The sequence below is a fragment of the Kineosporia sp. NBRC 101731 genome, assembly GCF_030269305.1.
Classification (GTDB): domain Bacteria; phylum Actinomycetota; class Actinomycetes; order Actinomycetales; family Kineosporiaceae; genus Kineosporia.
The window spans coordinates 1-19,432 of the sequence record NZ_BSTC01000028.1; the positions used below are offsets into that span (position 1 = coordinate 1).

The following is a 19,432-nucleotide window of genomic DNA, read 5'->3' on the forward strand; positions in this document are numbered from 1 at the left end:
GGCATCGGTTGTTCAGATGCGCTGTTGAGTTCTCAAGGAGCGGACGCTCAGAACTTCTTGCCTTTCGGCGTTCCGTCCTGGCGACGTTGTAAACAGTAGACCCTGTGTTGCTCGCCGGTCAAATCCGCGTTTCGCGGTTATTACCGACGATGTTGCATTTCCTTCGGGGCTCGCGAAGTCTGTGGCGCGTTCTCCGACTGGCGGAGGCACGTCACTTAGTTTCGTGTGCCTTGGAGGAGGTGTTGGACCCTTGTTCCGGCCACTTTCGTGTCCGTTTCTCGCGTTCCCAACGGGACAGAACATTACGGATCACGGCCACGCTCCGTCAAATCGCCACGCCGCACCCCGATCGCACGCCGTTCACCTGCGGTTTTCCCAGCCGCAGCACGTCACGAGGGTCGGGAATCGCTCATGGGGGTCTTCGATGTGCTCCCGGTCACCCACCATCGACCCTGGTCGGGCCCCCGCAGCCGGCTTTCGTGGGCTGCCTCCCCGCTCTTCGCAGGAAGCCAATCCGCCACCCTGAGTAACCAGACGCGACCGTCCCACCCGGGACGGTCAGCAGCCGGCCCCAGGGCGTCAGTAGTCCCGTTCCAGAAAAGCAGCCGTCCCAGGAATCGGGACGAACAATCTCCTTGCACGGAACCAGACGCTCTTGCCGATCCTGCTGCGGCGACCACAGCGTCCACACACACTCAGCCGCCTCCATGTTTGATCAGGCGATCCTCAACTGCCGGCCGGACAGGTGGCTCCGCCCCCTAGAAGGTCCACCTGTAGGAAGTCGGACGAATTTGGGAATGAGGGGCGATCTCCTGCTCACGAAGGACGTGGACCGACGAGCGGGCCGGATCTCCCAGGCGCGGAGCGGGTAAACCCCTTCCCGGGGTCCGTTGCGAGGTAACGAACGGTGCGGGATGACGCCGGGAACACGGCAGGAGGCTGGTCCAGGCATCCAGGAGCCACCGTCACCCCAGAATCCAGCCACGACGCACCGTCCGAGCCCGACCAGACTGCCGGCATTCGTGCAGGTCACGGCCCCTACAACGGAAAGATCCGGCGAGCTCGGTGGAGGGGTCCGGTCCGGGTGGACATCCGCGTGGCGGGAGTCCTCAGACAGCAGAAGAGCTCCCCGGCGACACCGACGGGGAGCTCTGATCGACAAGAACGTGGTGCTCAGGGGGCCGGGGGAAGCGGCGGGCGGTGCATGGCGATGCCGTGCTGCATCTGCTCGTGGATACGCAGCAGGTGAGCAGCCTCTTCACGGCTGAACGGACCACCGGTGAGCTCGCACTGCGAGCAGACCATGACGGTGCGCGCAGTAGTTCTCTTCAGCACACGCTGGGCGAACGTGCGGGCACGCGCCCCCAGTGGACGGCGCGACACAGCACCGGCCGGACCGGACACGTGCCCCGGTTTTTTCTCCGAACCGCTGCGAACAGCCAGATCCTTGGAACTCATCAGGCCACCATAGTCCTCTCGCGAACCTGTTGGGCAGGTCCGAAAACCGTTGTGTAACAACCCTCACGGCTACATCGGGACATGTCGTCACGCTCCGCGTTCTTCATTTCAATAGTGCCATATCACCTACTGGCACAACGAGGAACAGCATAGAGCCACCCGAACGGCACAGCCATACCTCCGGGATTCTGCGTAATTTCGCGCAAAGAGTGGTAAGGAACCCGCTTCGGGTGTACGCGCGGCACGGAACGGAATTTCACCATCGGCGAAAACGTCGATCGGTGGTTGAGAATGGGCCTGAGGTCGACCATCCCGGCGCCGACCTGGACAAATACGATGGTGTCCCGGAGCACGGCCACCGACATCCGTCGGTCACTGAGACTCTCCACGGTCGGCCCGGTTCCGGTCAGGCGCCGCAGCACGAGGGCCATGGCAGTGATCTCCGCAGACCGGCAGCCATACCGGTGCAGCGCCGAGCCGTCCGGAAGCGGGACCGAAAGCCGCCCGGAAGCGAGAATCGCTCCCGGGCGGTGAATCTCTTCGCACCAAATGATGCACGTGATCGGTGTCGGTACGCCCCGCCCGTTCCCTGCTGCCGGGCGAGAAGACTTGTTCGGCCAAGTTTCTCAGCGCCGTCACCAGGAGAATCAGCCCAGGACGAGGGTGTTCTCCTTCATCACCGCGATGAGGACCAACCGCTTCCCTCACTCATGGGACGCCCGCCGGCTCCGGTCATCATCCGGCGGGCGGTCTGCGCGCCGGCGCCCGTTCTCCCAGCGGAACAGCTGATTCCACCGTGGCTGCCGGCTCCGCCGCCCGACGAATCAGAATCTGAATCCCGCCACCAACCGGGACAGTTCGTCACTCATTCCGGCCAGTTCCCGGGCGCTCTCCTCGGCCTGACCGATGGTCGCCGTGGTGGTGTTCGCCGCACTGGCCACACCGGAGATGTTGCGGGCGATCTCACTGGATCCGTCGGCCGCGGTCGCCACCCCGGCGTTGATGCTCTGGGTGGTGGCTGTCTGCTCCTCCACCGCGGAGGCGATCGTGGTCTGGAACTCGTTGATCTGCGCAATGACGTTCGCGATCTCGGTGATGGCCGAGGTGGCGCTGTCCGCGTCGTCCTGAATGGTCTCGACGCGCTTGGAGATGTCCTCGGTGGCCCGGGCGGTCTCCTGCGCCAGCTGCTTGACCTCGTCCGCGACCACCGCGAAGCCCTTACCCGCATCACCGGCCCGCGCCGCCTCGATCGTCGCGTTCAGCGCGAGCAGGTTGGTCTGCTCCGCGATCGAGGTGATCAGCTTGACCACGTCGCCGATCTCCCGCGAGCTGTCACCGAGCTTGTTCATCGTTCCGGTGGTCGACTCCACGGCCGACACCGCTCCGGTCGCCACCCGGGCCGCTTCCTGGGCGTTGCGGGCGATCTCGGCGATCGAGACAGTCATCTCCTCGCCCCCGGCGGCGACGGACTGCACGTTGGTGGACACCTCGTCCGCTGTTCGCGACACCACTTCGGCCTGCTGCGACGTCTGCATCGCCGACCGGCCGACCTCGGCGGCGACCGCGGTCAGACCTCCGGAAGCGCCGCGCAACCGCTCAGAGGTGGATCCGATCGAGGTGAACACCGTGCGGATCCGTGCCGTGGCCTCGTCGAGGGCATCGGAGATGTCACCGATCTCGTCATTGCCGTGATCGCCGATCTGCTGCGAGAGATCACCGGCGGCAACGGCCTTCGTCACCTGGACGGCCTTGGTGGCCCGCCGGGAGATCGCCCGGGAGAGCGCCAGGGTGGATACCACCACGATCACCGCACCGACCACCAGAATCACCATGGTCAGGACGTTCATCGTGCGGGAGGTGCTCGCGGCCTCGTCATCCAGTGCGGAAGACGCCTTCTCGAGCAGGTCGGCGGCGTTGCCCACAGCCTCGTCGGTGGCGTCGTTGGCGGTCTGGATCGCCTCGTAGTTGCCCCGGGCCGCGGCCTGGTCGCTCACCGCGTCGTCGATCACGGTGCCGATGGCCTTCACGTAGTCGTCGAACGCCGTACGGACCCCGGCGATCATCGGCTCGTCCTCGGCCTCCAGCGCGAGCGCGTCGAGGCCGGCGAAGAGTTCGTCGACCGTCGCGCTGTCGTCGGTGAGGTCCTGCTTGAGGTCGGCCGGTGTCTCGGAGAGCAGCGCCTTGTAGCCGTCCACCTTGAGCTCGCTGGCCCGGGTGTCCAGCTGTTTGATCAGCACCAGGGCCTTGAGGTGCGTGCGCTCCTGCTCCTGGAGATCGTTGACCTGTGACGAGAGCATCAACGCCGCGACGTTGCTGACGATGGCCACGGCAAGACCGATGCCGCCGAGCAGTGCCAGTCTCCGACCGATCGTGAACCTGAATCCGCGCACCGCAGCAGCCTCCGACACCATTCGGCCTCTCCACCCTGGCGAGGTGAGTAGTTCGTCGGCACCGGGAGCCGGTCCCTGAACCGTTGACCTTTTCCAGTATGGCGAAAAGTCCGTTTCGAGAACGATCTTCGATATCTGCCCGCGGTGGCACCTGCGTGTGCGGCCCTTCGCTGCCGGTGCCAGGGTCGGAGCATGGTGAACATCGGATACACCCTGATGTGCGAACAGACCGACCCTCGCAGCCTGGTGCGTGACGCGGCCGCAGCGGAGCAGGCCGGCTTCACGCTGGCCGTGATGAGCGACCACTTCTTCCCCTGGCTCGACGCCCAGGGCCACAGCCCCAACGCCTGGGCCACGCTCGGGGCGGTGAGCCAGGTCACCTCGAGCCTCGAGCTGATGACCTACGTGACCTGCCCGATCGGCCGCTACCACCCGGCCGTGGTGGCTCAGCAGGCCGCGACGGTGGGCCTGCTCAGCAACGGCCGGTTCACCCTCGGCCTGGGCTCCGGCGAGAACCTGAACGAGCACGTCATCGGGGGCGGCTGGCCGGGCGTCAACACCCGGCACGAGAAGCTCGAAGAGGCCGTCGACATCATCGGAGCACTGTTCGACGGTGGCTATGTCACCTATGCGGGAAAGCACTATCACGTCGACTCGGCCAAACTCTGGGACCTGCCCGAAGCCCGGGTGCCGATCGGTGTCGCCGTCAGCGGGGCGCAGTCGGTGGCGGCCTTCGCCCCCAAGGCCGAGGTGATGATCTCGACCGAGCCGGACCCGGAGCTCGGCCAGGGCTGGGACGCCGCGAGCGCTTCGGGTTCACCGGCCCGCAAGGTGGGTCAGTTGCCGATCTCCTGGGACGCCGACCGGGACGCCGCGGTGCAGCGGGCGCACGAGCAGTTCCGCTGGTTCGCCGGTGGCTGGAAGGTGAACGCCGAGATTCCCTCGACGGCCGGGTTCGCGGCGGCCAGCCAGTTCGTCCGTCCCGAGGACGTGGCCGGGCAGATTCCCTGCGGCACCGACATTGACGCCGTGGTGAAGGCGCTGAAGCCTTTCGCCGAGGCCGGTTTCACCGATGTCGCGCTCGTGCAGATCGGTGGGGACCAGCAGAAGTCTTTCCTGGAGGCGGCCGAGAAGGAACTGCTCCCGGCGGTGCGCGCGGTTTTCGGTCAGAAGTAGTCAGGCGGGCTCAGACATGGTCGACCGGCCCGGACCGGACCGGCCGGCCCCGTTCCACCGCATCGAGCACGACATCGCTGAGCGACTCCCGCCGGGCGTAGGCCGCCCGCTGCCGTTCCGCCCCGGTGCCACGTTCGAGCACCTGGTGCAGTGCGGTTTCGACCCGGTCCAGGTCGCCGTTACGGATCAGGGCTGGCCGCACCCGGTCGACGAGCTGTTGCACCCGGTTCGGCGCCGGAACCGGTTGTCCGGTCATCGGATCCACCAGATCACCGGTCAGCCCGTAGCGGGAGGCCCGCCAGGCCGCGCCCCGCAGCACCTCCGGCCGGGCCGACGGCCAGGGGGTGCCGGACACGGCGGAATCCACCAGCGCCCGGCACAGGGCCGCCAGCGCCACGGCGCTGTCCGGTTCCGTGCCGACGTCGGCCACCCGGATCTCGACCGTGGGGTAGCGCGCGGAGAGCCGGGCGTCGAAATAGATCATGCCCACGTCGAGGATGACCCCGGAACGGATCAGGGTGTCGACCAGTGCCTGGTACTCGTCGGGGTCGTGGAACGCCCCGGTCGGGCCGGAGATGGGCCAGCGGTCCTGGACCTGGCGCCGGTAGCTGGCGTAGCCGGTGTCCGTCCCGTGCCAGTACGGCGAATTGGCGCTGAGGGCCAGCAGGACCGAGAGCCAGGGCTGGATGCCGTTGATGACGGCGATGCCCTCCTGCGGTGATCCGATGCCGACGTGTACGTGACAACCGCAGGTCAGCACCTCGGCGGCGGTGGTGCGGTAGTCGGTGACCATGCGCCGGTACCGCTCGTCGGGGTACAGGGTCGGCTCGGCGTTCACCGGGCTGGTGCCCAGACCGGCCACGTGAACTCCGTGGTCGGCGGCGAGCCGGCCCAGCCCGTCACGGCGGGTCTCGAGATCCTCCGCGAGCTGGGCCAGCTCGGTGCGCGGCAGGGAGCCCGTCTCGGCCTGTTCCTGCTGCAGTTCGTGCTCGATGCCCTCGTGCGCCCCGGCCGTCACCTGGGATGCGGCGGGACTCGGAACACCGTGATCGTCCACCAGGAGGAATTCCTCCTCCACCCCGACCGTGCGCCGTCGGCTCAGGCTCATTCCGCCAGTGTGACGACGATCAGCTCTCCACGCGCGGGGAGCGTTGGCGGTACTCGTCGATCAACTCGGAGGCGTGGGCCTTCGTCAGCGACTCAGGAAGTTCCTCGTCGACCTCCCTCGCCAGCGTCTGCAGGTAGCTGAGCTGGGCTCCTGTGGCCGGTTCGTCACCGGTGACCCACTCTTCGGGCGGCTTGCTGGTACTCGCCGCCACGGCTTCGTCATCTGCGGCAGCGGCCGAATTGTTCGACGTGTTCTGGCTCATGTCCGCAGACACTAGGTAGGACAAGCGTTCGACGCGCGTCGAGAGGGCCCCTCAGGCGAGGCAGTTACGCCCCGCTGCACCACTTTTCCCGATCTGTGCCGGATCGACGCCGAGATCCAGGTCCAGGCCCTCAGACTGCACCTTCACTGTCTCCAGGGTTGTGCCCTGGGGCAGATTCAGGTCGATGACGCGCGGTTCGAGCCTGCTCTCACCGTTCTCGTCCTTCAGCAGGTCGCCGGTCAGCAGGGAGACGAGCCCGATCCCGATCTGGCGGCCACCGATGATGACCGACTCGGGTGTCACCGTCAGGCTGTCTCCGTCGGTCCCGAGACTCACCAGGGCCGTCACCTGCTCTCCCGCGACCTTCTGGGGAAGTGCGACCGCGAGCAGCCCGTCCTTCTCGGCGAGCGTGGCCCCGGTCAGGTCCGCCTCCGAGTCCAGCCGGTCGCCCAGACCGCCCCAGGGCAGGTGCACCGACGCCTGCGCCGATTCCACCGAGTGCGGCTTGCGGACTCCGAGACCGTCCAGGGTGACGCTGAGGGTGCCTTCCGGCACCGAAACCGGTTTCCGGGAGTCCAGACCGGAGACCGCTGTGGTGGAAAGCCCACCGATGGTGACCGTCCGGACCTCGCCGGAGACCAGCCCGAACAGCAGCGGGGTGCTGCCCAGGGACACCGTGGGGTCAAGGGTGTCGTCGTCGGTGGCGCAACGCAGAACCCGCACCACCTGGTCCTTCACGTAGCGGGTGACCATCACGTTCGCGACGACCGCGAGCACGGCGAGCACCACCAGGCCGGCGGTGATCACGACCAGCCGACGGCGCCGGAACCACGGGGTCCCGCTCGGCGTCACGTTCACGCGGGCCTGCAGATCTTCTGTGTGCACGTAGCCCTCACACATCGGGATGACCGGGCGGACGAGCTCCCATCGAACACCATGACGCGCAGGTCGCGGGCCCGGTCCCGCGAGAACCCCACTCTTCGGAACAGGTTCGGATTCGGAAGACGGCAGCTTCGTCTCCTCGACGTCCAGGTCCGGTCACCCCCGCAGACCTCATGGAGGACGCCTTTCAGCCCGCCTTCGGTGGGGTGCCCGGGAGCCGGATGGTCACCGTCGTTCCCCGCCCGGCCTGCGACTGCACGCCCACCGAGCCACCGTGCGCCACGACCACCGCCTCGACGATGGCCAGTCCCAGGCCGGAACCGCCCTTCGCCCGGGTGCGGCTCTCGTCGGCCCGCCAGAACCGCTCGAACAGTTTCGGTAGCTGCTCCGCCGGGATCCCCTCCCCGTGATCCCGGACCGCGACGGTGACCACGTCGTCCTCTGCTTCGACCCATCGGATGGACACCTCGACCCCGGTGCCCGGCGGGGTGTGCTGGACGGCGTTGCCGACAAGGTTGCGCAGAACCCGCCGCAGCCGTTCCGGATCCCCGTGCACCGTGAAGGGCTGCACCGGGGCGTCGAGGGTGAAGCGGCGATCGGCCGACACCACCCGGGCGTCGTCCAGCACCTCCTCCACCAGCGGACGCAGGTCGAGGTTCTCGAGGTCCAGGGGCACCTGCGCATCCAGCCGGGCCAGCAGGGACAGTTCCTCCACCAGGAGACCCATCCGGCCGGTCTCGGCCTCGACCTTCTCCATCGCCGCCTGGATGCCTGCCTCACCGCCGAGACCGCCCTGCAGGTACAGGTCCACCCAGCCCCCGATCTTGGTGAGCGGGGTGCGCAGCTCGTGCGAGGCGTCGGCGACGAACGTGCGCAGCCGGTCCTCGGCCCGGGCCCGGGCGGTGAAGGCGTCCCGGGCGGCCCGGGCCACCTGCCCGGTCTCGGTGCTGCCCGTCATCGGGATGGTGTCCGGCTCCCGTTCGCCCCGCCCCACTGCCTGCACGGCCGAGGCCAGCTCGGTCAGCGGACGCAGCCCGGCCCGCACGATCAGGGCCACCAGGACCGCGAGCAGGGCCAGCGCCATCAGGCTCACCAGCAGCCCGATGCGGAGCAGACGGCGCACGGTCTGCTGGTCGTCGGCCCGGCTGACGGCGAGCACCAGCGCATCGACCTCCACGACCTGGCCTCCCGGGTCCAGGCGGAACCTCAGGCCCTTGGTCGGCACCGCCAGAGTGGCCACCGGGTCGTCGCCATCTACCAACACCACCCGGCCGGGTGAGGCCGACGCCGTCGCGATCAGCTGTTGGGCGGGCACGTCGGGCAGGTCGACGGCCAGGCCAGGCTTGCCGTCGACCACCAGAATCAGGCCGCTGTTGTCGCCCAGCAGCAGATCGAGCTGCTGCTCGTTCACCACGAGCTGGCCACGGTTCGCCACGTTCAGCGCCACGACCCGCTGGATCTGCCCGCGAACGTTCTCCATCCGGCGCGAGACCCGTTCGTCCAGGTAGGAATTCAGACCCCAGACGGTGACCGCCGCGCTGCCTGCGAGTACCCCGGTCATGCTCAGAACGACCGCCAGGACGAGGCGCCCCCGGATGGTTCCCGGCCAGAGCCGACCGGCTCTCACGATTGCGGGCTCCGGATGGAGTAGCCGAATCCGCGCACGGTGTGGATCAGCGGTTCCCGCCCGTCGTCCACCTTGCGGCGCAGGTTGCTGACGAACCGCTCGACCACTCCCGAGTCACCACCGAAGTCGTACTGCCAGACGTGCTGCAGGATCTGGGCTTTGGAGAGAACCCGACCGGCATTGAGCAGCAGGTACTGCAGCAGCCGGAACTCGGTGGGTGAGAGGTGGATCGGCTCACCGCCACGGGTCACACGGTGCACCTGGTCGTCCAGCTCGAGATCGGCCAGGCACAGCCGGCCGTCGTCCGGCGCCGGTTCGTCCGGTTCGTCGGGGCGGGCCCGCCGCAGCAGGGCCTCCAGCCGGGCCACCACCTCGACCACGCTGAACGGCTTGGTGACGTAGTCGTCCGCCCCCAACCGCAACCCTCGCACCCGATCCTCCACCGCGTCCCTGGCTGTCAGGAACAACACCGGCAGCCGGTCGCCCTTCGAGCGCAGCAGCTGCAGCAGGTCGAACCCGTCGATGCCCGGCATCATCACGTCGAGCACCATCGCGTCGGTCTCACCGGCGGTGATGATCTTCAGGGCGTCTGCGGCATCCGTGACCGCCGTCACCGTGAAACCGGCGAATCCGAGAGCGGAGACCAGCAGCTCGCCGATACCGGGGTCGTCGTCCACCACGAGAATGCGACCGGTGGTGTTCACGCGCACATCCTCCCATCTCATGATTCACAGCCATCTCGACCACATGACGTGTCATCACCTTGCACACTGTCCAGCGAAGGTACGCGGCCCGACGGGTGCCGGACGGGTGAGCGCGCACCGGAACCGTCAGACGCCTGTACCCGTGACCGATGGAGAGACGTGACGCAGCCCCGGTACGCCACCGGAGCCGGGCGATGGATCCGCAGCGCCTCGGTGGTCGGGCTGATCCTCTCCGCCCTCACCCTGCTGGGCGCCCTCGGGGCGGCAGCCGCCACGGTCGATGCCCCGTTCGCACTCGCCGAGGCCGCGAACTGCCTGCTCGCGACCTATCTGGCCGCGGTCACCGGTGTGCTCCTGCGGCGCAACCGGCGCCGGCCCGAGGCCGGGGCGAACGAGATCCAGGTCTGGCGCTACCTGCTGCTGGGGGCGCTGATCCTGACCGTGGCCGTGTTCGCCGGGCAGGGCGCGGCCCTGCTCGCGCACGGTCCCTACCCTCCCGGCACCGACCTCGGCTGGATCGTGTTCACCGTGGGGTGCATTGCCGCCGGACCGTTCTTCTACAACGGGCTGGTGGGCTGGAAGCAGGTACGCACCACACTCGCCGACCCGAATGACATCCTCAACGGGGTCGGCGCCTGGATGGTGGTGGTCGCCATCGCCAACGCCGTGCACCAGCCGGTCCTGGCCGACGACCCGGCCGGCTTCTGGCGCACTGAGGCCGGGTACGCGCTGCTCGGCACCGGGGTGGTGCTGTTCGGCTCGGCGGTCGCCATCGCCAATCTCACCGGCCTCGCCTCCGACGCCCGGGCCTGGCTCCTGACCGGGGCCATGGCCACCCCGCTGATGGTGGCACTGGCCCCTCTGGTGCTGAGTACCGGCCCGCACGCGCACGGGGCCGCCGCCGCCCAGGGGCTGGTCCTGGTGGCCGCGGCATTGATCGGCCTGGCCCACCAGCGCCCGGTGGAACGCACCGAACTGCTGCCCGCCATGACCGAGACCACCACGGCCAGCGCTCTGACCGTGCTGACAGCCGGCCTGTTCGTCCTGATCCAGCAGGCCCTGTCGGACCAGCAGAACGTTCTGGTCACCGGTCTGGCCGCCGCCGCGGCGCTGGGTGCCTGCTACCGGTTCGTGACCGTGGTACGCGACCTGGCCGTGTTGGCCCGCGCCCGGCAGGAGGCGCTCACCGACGAGCTCACCGGTGCGGCCAACCGCCGGGCCATGGTGACGGCCATCGACCAGGGCCTGGCCCAGAACACCCCGGTCGCGCTGCTGCTCATCGACCTGGACCGATTCAAGCTGATCAATGACCGTTACGGGCACCCCGTCGGTGACCGGCTGCTGCAGGACGTCAGCACCAGCTTCGCCCGGCACGTGCCACCCGGCGGCCTGCTGGCCCGCCTCGGTGGTGACGAGTTCGCTGTGCTGCTCACCGGGGCCGCTGTCAGCCACGTCGAACAGACCGCCCACGACCTGGTCGAGGCCGGGGCCACCTACCGCAGCCTGGACGGGAGGCCGCTACGCGTCTACGCCAGCGTCGGGGTGGCCCTGAACGAGCCCGGCATGCCCGGCGTCGAGCTGATGCGCCGCGCCGATGTGGCGATGTACCGGGCCAAGAACGCCGGGGCGGGGGTCGGTCGCTACGACCCCGACCTGGACGCTGCGGCCCAGGAAGAGCTGGAACTGGCCGAGGACCTGCAGTGGACATTCTCCCAGCCGGCCGCGGTCGCGGAGCAGATCAAAGTGTTCTTCCAGCCCCAGGTCCGGATCGGTGACGACCGGGTGGTCGGTGCCGAGGCCCTGGCCCGCTGGGAGCACCCGCGGCACGGCCTGCTGGGTCCCTCCCGGTTCATCGACCTGGTCGAGAACCAGGGCCTGATGGGTGTCCTCACCGAACGGGTACTGCACGAGTCGGTCACCCAGTGGCAACGTTGGCGGGCTGCGGGCCAGCGGCTGCGGGTGTCGGTCAATCTCTCGGCGGGCTTCCTCGCCGAGCCCCGGTTGCTGGAGATCCTCGACGACGTGCTCGAGCGGGACATCGACCCCGCCCAGTTCGTCATGGAGATCACCGAGACCGGCTTCATGGCCGATCCGCAGCTGGCCGGCACCATGATCCGGGCCATGGCCGACCGGGGCTTCGCCATCAGCATCGACGACTACGGCACCGGGTACTCGTCGCTGAGCTACCTGAACGACATCCCGGCGACCGAGCTGAAGATCGACCGCACCTTCACGCAACGCATCCTGCACGACGAGCGCACCGCCGCGATCGTGGCCGGCACCGCCCAGATCGCGCACCGGCTCGGGATGCGGCTGCTCGTCGAAGGGGTGGAAGACCCGGACACGCTGGCCCGGCTGGGCGACCTGGGCTGCGACGAGGCACAGGGCTACCTGTTCGCCGCGCCGCTGCCCAAGGACGCCTTCGTCACCTGGCTGACGCGATACCCCAGCCTGGTGACACCGCGCGTTCCCGTCTGATCCCTAGTTCTCCAGGAAGGCCAGCAGAGCCTCGTTGAACTCCGCGGGGTGAGTGGCGTTCATCCCGTGCGGGCCACCCTTGATCACGTGGACCTGGGCGCCGGGAACGGTCTCGGCCACCCGCTTCCCGCTCACCTCGAACGGCACGATCGAGTCGCTGTCGCCGTGGATGACCAGCGTGGGCACGTCGATCTTGGCGACGTCGTCGCGGAAGTCGGTCGTGCCGAACGCCAGGATGCACTCCAGAGTGCCCTTGGGCGAGGCGAAGGCGGCGATCTGCCGGGCGTACTGCTGCTGCGCGTCGCTCACCAGAGCCTTGCCGTCCACGCTGAAGAAAGTCTCCACGAACCCTTCCAGGAAGGCCAGGCGGTCGGTGACCACACCGTCCTGGAACTGCTTGATGGTCGCGTCGTCCAGACCACCGTCCGGATTGCCGTCGGTCTTGTACAGGTACGGCGGCACGGCCCCGGCGAAGACGGCCCGGGCCACCCGGCCGGTGCCGTAGGTGCCGATGTACCGGGCCACCTCACCACCCCCCATGGAGAACCCGACCAGCGTCACCTCGTTCAGGTCGAGAGACGTGATCAGTGCGTTCAGGTCGGCGGCGAAGGTGTCGTACTCGTAACCGTTCCAGGGCTGCGATGATTCACCGAATCCCCTTCGGTCGTAAGTGATCACCCGGTACCCGGCAGCAACCAGGGCGGGCACCTGGTTCTCCCAGGAGCGACCGGAGAGCGGCCAGCCGTGGATCAGCACCACCGGGCGGCCTGATCCCTGGTCGGTGTAGTGAAGTTCGGCGTTCTCGACATCGCTGCTGACAGTGAGTCTGGGCACGTTCCTACCTCCAGATGAAGACGTACGCCGAGCCTAGGCTCACCCCTTCACCGCGCCACTCAACCCGGCCCCACGCAGGAAGAATCTCTGAAAAACCAGGAACAGAACCATCGGAATCAGGGTCGAGATGAACAAAGCGGCCAGAAGGACGTCCAACTGGATGGTTTCGGCCAGGATCGGCAGCCGTACCGAGAGCGGCTGTTTGTCCGGGTCGGGCAGCACGAGCAACGGCCAGAGAAAGTCCTTCCAGGCCGCCACCACCGCGAACACCGACACCACGCCGAGAATCGGCCTGGACATGGGGAGAACGATCGACCAGAACAAACGGAACGGCCCGGCCCCGTCGACCATCGCGGCCTCGAACACCTCCCGGGGCAGATTGTCGAAGAAGCGCTTGACCAGGATGACGTTGAACGGACTGGCCGCGGCCGGCAGCCAGACCGCCCACCACGAGTTGATCAGCGAGATGTGCAGCCCGGGCACGTCCAGCGCGGTCAGGTAGAGCGGCACGAGCAGCACCACCGCCGGCACCAGCATGGTGCCGAGTACCAGCCCGGTGAGCAGTTTTCCGTACCGGGGCCGCAGCACCGACAGCGCATAACCCGCCGTCGTGGCCACCAGGAGCTGACTGGCCCACGAACCGCCCGCAACGGCCAGCGTGTTCAGGAAGTACCGATCCAGGTGCTCGTGGTTCCAGGCCGTGGACAGATTGGCGAAGTCGAAACCGTTCGGCCACAGCGCCATCGGCTCACGCAGCGTGTCGCGGGTCGGAGTGATCGCGGCCTTGGCCAGCCACAGCAACGGGCCCAGCCCGATGACCACCAGCGCACCCAGCAGACCCACTTCCGTCAGTGTGAGCGTCTTTCGTATCAAAGGTTTACGGCGCTCGTTGCTCGAGACAATGCTGCGATCCGTCACGACTGGCTCCACGATCGGGTGAGACGGTAATAGAGGGCCGAGAGCAAGGCCAGCACCACGGCGAGCATCACGCTGAGAGCCGTCGCGGCGCCGAAGTCACCACTCAGACTGGATCCGAACGCGTAGTCGTACACGAGCAGCAGCAGAGTCAGCGTGGCCTTGGACGGACCACCGCCGGTGAAGAGGTACGGCTCGAGGAAGACCTGCGCAGTACCGATGAGCTGCAGGATCATGGTCACCAGCAACACCCCCCGCAGCTGGGGAAGCGTGACGTGCCAGATCTTCTGACGGATCGAGGCGCCATCCACCTCAGCCGCGTCGTAGAGCTCCGGCGGCACTGCCGTGAGGGCTGCCAGGTAGATGATGACCGTGCCGCCCGCCGCGGCCCAGGTGGCCTCCAGCACCAGCGAGGGCATGGCCAGCGACGAGGAGTTCAGCCACGGGTAGGGCCCCAGCCCGATCCAGCCGAGCACGGTGTTGAACACCCCGGTCGGGCCCCCGTCGTAGAAGAACTTCCAGAGCAGCACGGCCACCACCGGCGGCACCACCACCGGCAGGTAGGCCAGTGCCGTGTAGATGCCCCGCCAGCGCCGTACCTCACTCATCACCACCGCGAGCAACAGCGGAATCGGGTACCCGAAACCCAGTGCCAGACCGGCGAAGTAGCCGGTGTTACGGATCGCCGTCCAGAGGTCGGGGTCATGCAGCACATAGACGTAGTTGTCCAGCCCGACGAACGTGGCCGGGGTGACCAGATTGGTCTGCTGCACGCTCATCACCAGTGCCCGCCCGATCGGGAACCAGCTGAACACCCCGAACGCGATGAGCATGGGCAGCAGGAAGACGACGGTGGCGAGGCCGTTGCCCCGGACCTTGCGCACCGTGGCTTTCCGGGCCCTCCGGGCTTTGGGGGAATGGGCAGGCACGACCGGACGGTCGATCACGCTCATCCCGTCAGCTCCGGTCCAGCACGGTCTGCACCTCGGAGTTGGCCTGGGACAACAGGTCGTCCACATTCGCGTTCTTGTCGGTCAGTACCTTCTGCACCACCGGGTCGAGCGCGGCGTAGAGATCCTGGGTGGCCACCGGCGGCTCGGGCACCAGGGGCTGCTGGAACGCGGCACTGGTGTAGTTCGTCATCTGCTCCAGCGGTACGTCCACGTAACTCTTGATCCACCCCAGTCGCTTCTGCTCAGTGGCCTGGTCGAACACCGGCAACTGCGGGGTACCCACGGGCTGCTTGTCGGCCTGCCGGTTCTGCGCGTCGCGCACGGCACCCTCCTGCGTGATCAGCTTCTGCATGTAGAAGAAGTCGATCCACTTCACCGCGGCGGCCTTCTGCGCATCACTGGCCTTCACGCTGACCGCAGCCAGCGTGCCGCCACCCAGCACCCCGGCGTCGGTACCCTGCAGCGGCAGCACGGTGAGTCCGTAGTCGGCCGGCTTGATCTCATTCTGCGACACCAGGTTGTCGTAGGTCCCACCGCCGGTGACGAACATACCGATCTTGCCCGCGGCGAACGCCTGGTTGATCCCGTTCCAGTCGTAGCCGAAGTTCGAGCCCATCGAGTCGTCCTGCCAGCGCATGTCCTGCACCAGCTTCAGGGCCTCCTTCGCCCCGGCGTTGTCCACCGTGGCCTTCTGCTCGTCGCCGTTCGCCTGGGTCATCCGTCCACCCATCGCGTAGGCCTCGGTCGAGAGGATCCAGCCGCCGGTGTTGCCCTTCGTCATCACCGCATACCCCGCCTGACCGGTCTTCTCGGCGATCTGATCGGCCGCCGAGCGGATTTCGGCCCACGTCGTCGGGGGCTTGTCCGGGTCCAGCCCGGCCTCCTCGAACAGCGCCCGGTTGTAGTGCAGCGCCTGGCCGTACGCCGCGATGGGCACCAGTTCGACCGCACCGTCGTCACTCTTCCCGGCGGCCACCACATTCGGGTTGAAGCTGTTGGCATACGACAGTTTCGCGACCTCGTCGCTGATGTCGGCCACCTGCCGGCGGGCGATCAGCGTGCGGCCGTCGGTGAACGGCAGGGTGAACACGTCGGGCAGCGTGCCCCCGGCCAGCTTCGCCGCGAAGGTCGGTCCGGTCCAGGTGTACTCCTCGCGCTTCACCTCGATGTTCGGATATTTCTTCCGGAAGCTCGCGATCTGCTGGTCGTACGAGCTGATCGCCTCGGGCGTGAGCCCGGCATCGCTCGCCACGGTGATCGAGACCTTGCCACCGGCGCTCTCGTCGCTGTCGGAATCACCCCCGCACGCGGTCAACAGGGTGAGGCCGGCCAGGCCGGCGATGGTCAGTGCTGTCGTCGATCGGATGGACATCATTGTCACTCCTCAATTTTCACCATGGGCAGATGTATCCAGACGGCGGTGTCGGGCGGGACCTGATCGCCGTCGAGAGGTCCACTGACCAGGAGCACCCTGGCCTGCTCGGGCAAGGACGTGGCCTCGGCCCCCAGATTCACCACGCAGGCGAACCGGGTGCCCCGGCGGAAGGCGATCACCCCAGAGGACGCCGGCAACCAGTCGATCGTGTCTGTCCTCAGATCAGTCTCGGATCGCCTCAGACGGAGCGTCTCCCGGTAGAGGGTGAGCATCGACTGCGGGTCGTGCTGCTGCGCCTCCACACTCAGCCCGGGCCAGGTCGCCGGCTGCGGGAGCCAGGGCTGCGCGTGGGCATCGTCCGGACCGAACCCGGCGCCGGTCTCCGCCTTCGTCCACGGAAGCGGTACCCGGCAGCCGTCCCGGCCAGGATCCACTCCCCCGGAACGGAAATGCATGGGGTCCTGGAGATTGTCGAGCGGAATGTCCTCCACCTCGGGCAGCCCCAGCTCGTCGCCCTGGTAGATGTAGAGACTTCCGGGCAGGGCGGCCACCAGCAGCGCCGCCGCCCGGGCCCGGCGCCGCCCGAGATCCACATCCGACGGTGTACCGAACCGCTTCGCGGCGAAGGCGAACGACGAGTCGGACCGGCCGTAGCGGGTGACCGGCCGGGTCACGTCGTGATTCGAGAGCACCCAAGTGGCTGGTGCATTCACGGGCTCGTGGGCGGCCAGGGTGGTCTCGATGGAGGCCCGCAGTTCCTTGGCCTCCCAGGGCCGGGTCATGAAGTCGAAGTTGAATGCCGTGTGCATCTCGTCGGGCCGCAGGTAGCGGGCGAACCGATGGGCATCGTCCAGCCACAGTTCCCCGACCAGGATGCGCTCGTCGTCGTAGGAATCGGCGACCGCCCGCCATCCCCGATAGATGTCGTGCAGCTCGTCCCGGTCGATGAACGGGTGCTCGCCCGGTCCGGGCCGGGCCGGCACCTCGGGCAGGAGCGGGTCTTTCACCGGCATCGCCGCCGAGTCGATACGCACCCCGGCCACACCGCGGTCGAACCAGAACCGCAGAACGTCTTCATGTTCGGCCCTGACCTGGGCATTCGACCAGTTCAGGTCGGGCTGCTGGGGTGTGAACAGATGCAGGTACCACTCGCCCGGACTGCCGTCGGGGTTCACCGTGCGGGTCCAGGTGTCTCCCGAGAAGCTCGAGACCCAGTGAGTCGGCATCTCGTCACCGTTCTCACCCAGCCCGGGCCGGAACCAGAACCGCTCCCGGGCCGGCGAGCCGGGCCCGTCCGCCAGCGCCTGCTCGAACCACGGGTGGACGCTCGACAGATGGTTGGGCACGACATCGACGATGGTGCGCAGCCCCAGGTCACGGGCTTCTGCGATCAGCTGCTCGGCCTGCTCGAGGCTGCCGAAAAGGGGCTCGATGTCGCGGTAGTCGGCCACGTCGTAACCGCCGTCAGCCATCGGCGACGGGTACCAGGGGGTGAACCAGATCGCGTCCGCCCCGAGATCGGCCAGGTACTCCAGCCGCGACCGCACCCCCTCCAGATCACCCACGCCGTCGCCGTTCGCGTCGGCGAAACTGCGCACGTAGACCTGGTAGATGACGGCATGGCGCCACCACTCAGGGTCGGTTCGGGTGTGCACGCGGCGCCTACCTCCTGCGCCAGGGGCGCGGCAGACGGCAACAGGCGCCGGAGCACCGGGCAACGACGCTGTGACCGGGATCGGGAACTGCGCTCAGGGCCGGAAGGCCTCGAGGTGCGATCACCGTAAGGTCGGCAACAGCCTTTTGCAAGAGCCGTATTTACTGCTGCAAATATTCGACATCAGGCGGAAGAAACACGCTGATTCACGGCAACGTTGTCGATGTACGCAACGCGCGCCATCCGTTTGCGCCCACCAAGAACCCCTCCCAACCTTCCGTGATCATGCAAAGTGTCCCCGGAGTTCTAGAACTGTCGGGCTCAGAGTTCTAGAACGCTGGGGACACTTTGCATGATCACGAAGGGGTGGGGGTCAACGGCGGGGGACGGCTCCGGTGGACGAACGCACGACCAGTTCGGGCTCGAAGAGCAGTTCGCGGTCCATGGTCATGCCACCCTCGATCTGGTTGATCAGGAGGGTGAGGGCAGCTCGGCCCATCGACTCGATCGGCTGGCGGATGGTGCTCAGCGGTGGGTCGGTGCAGTTCATCAAAAACGAGTCGTCGAAGCCGACCACGGAGAAGTCGTCGGGCACTCGGAGCCCGGCTCGGCGCACGGCTTTCACGCCGCCGAGCGCCAGGATGTCACTGGCGAAAATGGCCGCGGTAGCGCCTCGTTCGACCAGCTTGGACGCCGACAGCTGGCCGCCCTCGACGGTGAACATGGTGTGCTCGACCAGGCCTTCACTCTCCAGACCGGCCCCCGCCACCAGCTTGCCGAAGGCCTCACCCTTACGCCGCGACGGCACGTGATCGGGAGGCCCGAGCACCAGGCCGATGCGCTCATGCCCCAGTGACCGCAGGTGGGCGAAGGCCAGACCGACAGCCGCCGTATCGTCGGTCGAAACCGTCGGGAAGTCGAGACCTTCGACCGCCGCATTCATCAGAACCACGGGAATGCCGCGGTTCTCGAGCTGCTCGAAGTGATCGTGCGCGGCATCGGCCTCGCTGGACGCCCCGCCGAAGAACACCACCCCGGAAACCTGCTTCTCCAGCAGCATCTCGACGTAGGCCGGCTCGCTCATCCCGCCCGCCGAGCAGGTGCACAACACCGGCGTGAGCCCGCGGTGCACGATTCCCCCGGCCAGAACCTCGGCAAACGCAGGAAAAATCGGGTTCTGCAGCTCGGGCAGGATGAGGCCGACCAGCCGGGCCCTCTCACCGCGCAGCTGGGTGGGGCGCTCGTAACCGAGCACGTCGAGCGCAGCGAGGACCGAGCGCCGCGTGGCCTCGGAAACCCCCGGCCGCCCATTGAGCACCCGGCTGACTGTGGCCTCGCTGACGCCGACCTTCTTCGCCACCTCAGCCAGTCGTCGTGTCACAGCAAGAAGAGTACGCCCACACGCAAGCAGCTTGCATCTCTTGCGCAAGAAGCCGCCCGGGGAGGGCGACTGACGGCCGAAAAAAGAGGCCCCCTTAACGCCGAGTAACGGGAATGGCACGGCAATGGAAGGAGTGGGGCAATCCGAGGAGCGAGCAGGGGTGAGCCAAGGAGCGAGCGGAACGGGAGCGAGGAGGGATACCGGGGAGGTTTTGCATGATCACGAACGAAGGAAT

General features: G+C 67.6%; 15 protein-coding genes. 2 read left to right on the plus strand and 13 right to left on the minus strand.

Translation table 11 applies throughout. From position 1 onward, the window contains the following. Positions 1 to 1,173: 1,173 nt before the first annotated feature. Together QSK05_RS35590 and QSK05_RS35595 are read right to left on the minus strand one after the other, a co-directional pair. On the minus strand, positions 1,174 to 1,458 hold the full coding sequence (locus QSK05_RS35590) for a hypothetical protein (protein ID WP_285601826.1): 285 nt from the start codon (positions 1,456 to 1,458) through the stop codon (positions 1,174 to 1,176). 824 nt (positions 1,459 to 2,282) lie between these two features. Then, entirely contained in the window at positions 2,283 to 3,848 is a 1,566-nt protein-coding gene (locus tag QSK05_RS35595; protein WP_285601827.1) for a methyl-accepting chemotaxis protein, read from the minus strand. A 195-nt stretch (positions 3,849 to 4,043) separates the two neighbouring features. On the opposite strand from QSK05_RS35595, the gene QSK05_RS35600 reads away from it, so the two are divergent. Continuing rightward, the gene (locus tag QSK05_RS35600) at positions 4,044 to 5,024 is read left to right on the plus strand and encodes a TIGR03557 family F420-dependent LLM class oxidoreductase (protein WP_352303807.1); all 981 of its coding nucleotides are present in this window, start codon (positions 4,044 to 4,046) and stop codon (positions 5,022 to 5,024) included. Positions 5,025 to 5,034: 10 nt separating this feature from the next. On the opposite strand, the gene QSK05_RS35605 is transcribed toward QSK05_RS35600, so the two are convergent. From QSK05_RS35605 to QSK05_RS35625, 5 genes are all read right to left on the minus strand, one after another. Next, the gene (locus tag QSK05_RS35605) at positions 5,035 to 6,132 is read right to left on the minus strand and encodes a carboxylate-amine ligase (protein ID WP_285601829.1); all 1,098 of its coding nucleotides are present in this window, start codon (positions 6,130 to 6,132) and stop codon (positions 5,035 to 5,037) included. 19 nt (positions 6,133 to 6,151) lie between these two features. Then, entirely contained in the window at positions 6,152 to 6,394 is a 243-nt protein-coding gene (locus tag QSK05_RS35610; RefSeq protein ID WP_285601830.1) for a DUF3072 domain-containing protein, read from the minus strand. 51 nt (positions 6,395 to 6,445) lie between these two features. Then, complete coding sequence (locus tag QSK05_RS35615) at positions 6,446 to 7,279, minus strand: LmeA family phospholipid-binding protein (protein ID WP_285601831.1); 834 nt, start codon at positions 7,277 to 7,279, stop codon at positions 6,446 to 6,448. A 184-nt stretch (positions 7,280 to 7,463) separates the two neighbouring features. Then, positions 7,464 to 8,903 carry a sensor histidine kinase gene (locus QSK05_RS35620; protein WP_285601832.1) on the minus strand — a complete coding sequence of 480 codons (1,440 nt, stop codon included), beginning with the start codon at positions 8,901 to 8,903 and terminating at the stop codon, positions 7,464 to 7,466. Next, positions 8,900 to 9,607 carry a response regulator transcription factor gene (locus QSK05_RS35625; protein WP_285601833.1) on the minus strand — a complete coding sequence of 236 codons (708 nt, stop codon included), beginning with the start codon at positions 9,605 to 9,607 and terminating at the stop codon, positions 8,900 to 8,902. Before QSK05_RS35625 ends, QSK05_RS35620 begins: the two co-directional genes overlap by 4 nt. 159 nt (positions 9,608 to 9,766) lie before the next feature. On the opposite strand from QSK05_RS35625, the gene QSK05_RS35630 reads away from it, so the two are divergent. Next, positions 9,767 to 12,085, plus strand: coding sequence for a putative bifunctional diguanylate cyclase/phosphodiesterase (locus tag QSK05_RS35630; protein WP_285601834.1), 2,319 nt, complete (start codon positions 9,767 to 9,769; stop codon positions 12,083 to 12,085). A gap of 3 nt (positions 12,086 to 12,088) precedes the next feature. Here the strand turns inward: QSK05_RS35630 and QSK05_RS35635 are convergent, their stop codons facing one another. The 6 genes from QSK05_RS35635 to QSK05_RS35660 all read right to left on the minus strand — a co-directional run bounded on the left by QSK05_RS35635 (position 12,089) and on the right by QSK05_RS35660 (position 19,197). Beyond that, positions 12,089 to 12,919: an alpha/beta fold hydrolase gene (locus tag QSK05_RS35635; RefSeq protein WP_285601835.1), complete on the minus strand. Its 831-nt coding sequence runs from the start codon at positions 12,917 to 12,919 to the stop codon at positions 12,089 to 12,091. Positions 12,920 to 12,958: 39 nt separating this feature from the next. Continuing rightward, the gene (locus QSK05_RS35640) at positions 12,959 to 13,837 is read right to left on the minus strand and encodes a carbohydrate ABC transporter permease (protein ID WP_285601836.1); all 879 of its coding nucleotides are present in this window, start codon (positions 13,835 to 13,837) and stop codon (positions 12,959 to 12,961) included. Continuing rightward, the gene (locus QSK05_RS35645; protein WP_285601837.1) at positions 13,834 to 14,787 is read right to left on the minus strand and encodes a carbohydrate ABC transporter permease; all 954 of its coding nucleotides are present in this window, start codon (positions 14,785 to 14,787) and stop codon (positions 13,834 to 13,836) included. The genes QSK05_RS35640 and QSK05_RS35645 overlap by 4 nt, the downstream gene beginning before the upstream one ends. Before the next feature lie 4 nt (positions 14,788 to 14,791). Further along, complete coding sequence (locus tag QSK05_RS35650; protein ID WP_285601838.1) at positions 14,792 to 16,159, minus strand: ABC transporter substrate-binding protein; 1,368 nt, start codon at positions 16,157 to 16,159, stop codon at positions 14,792 to 14,794. A 5-nt stretch (positions 16,160 to 16,164) separates the two neighbouring features. After that, positions 16,165 to 17,817, minus strand: coding sequence for a glycoside hydrolase family 13 protein (locus tag QSK05_RS35655; protein WP_285601839.1), 1,653 nt, complete (start codon positions 17,815 to 17,817; stop codon positions 16,165 to 16,167). A gap of 372 nt (positions 17,818 to 18,189) precedes the next feature. Then, the gene (locus tag QSK05_RS35660; protein ID WP_285601840.1) at positions 18,190 to 19,197 is read right to left on the minus strand and encodes a LacI family DNA-binding transcriptional regulator; all 1,008 of its coding nucleotides are present in this window, start codon (positions 19,195 to 19,197) and stop codon (positions 18,190 to 18,192) included. Positions 19,198 to 19,432 lie beyond the last annotated feature (235 nt).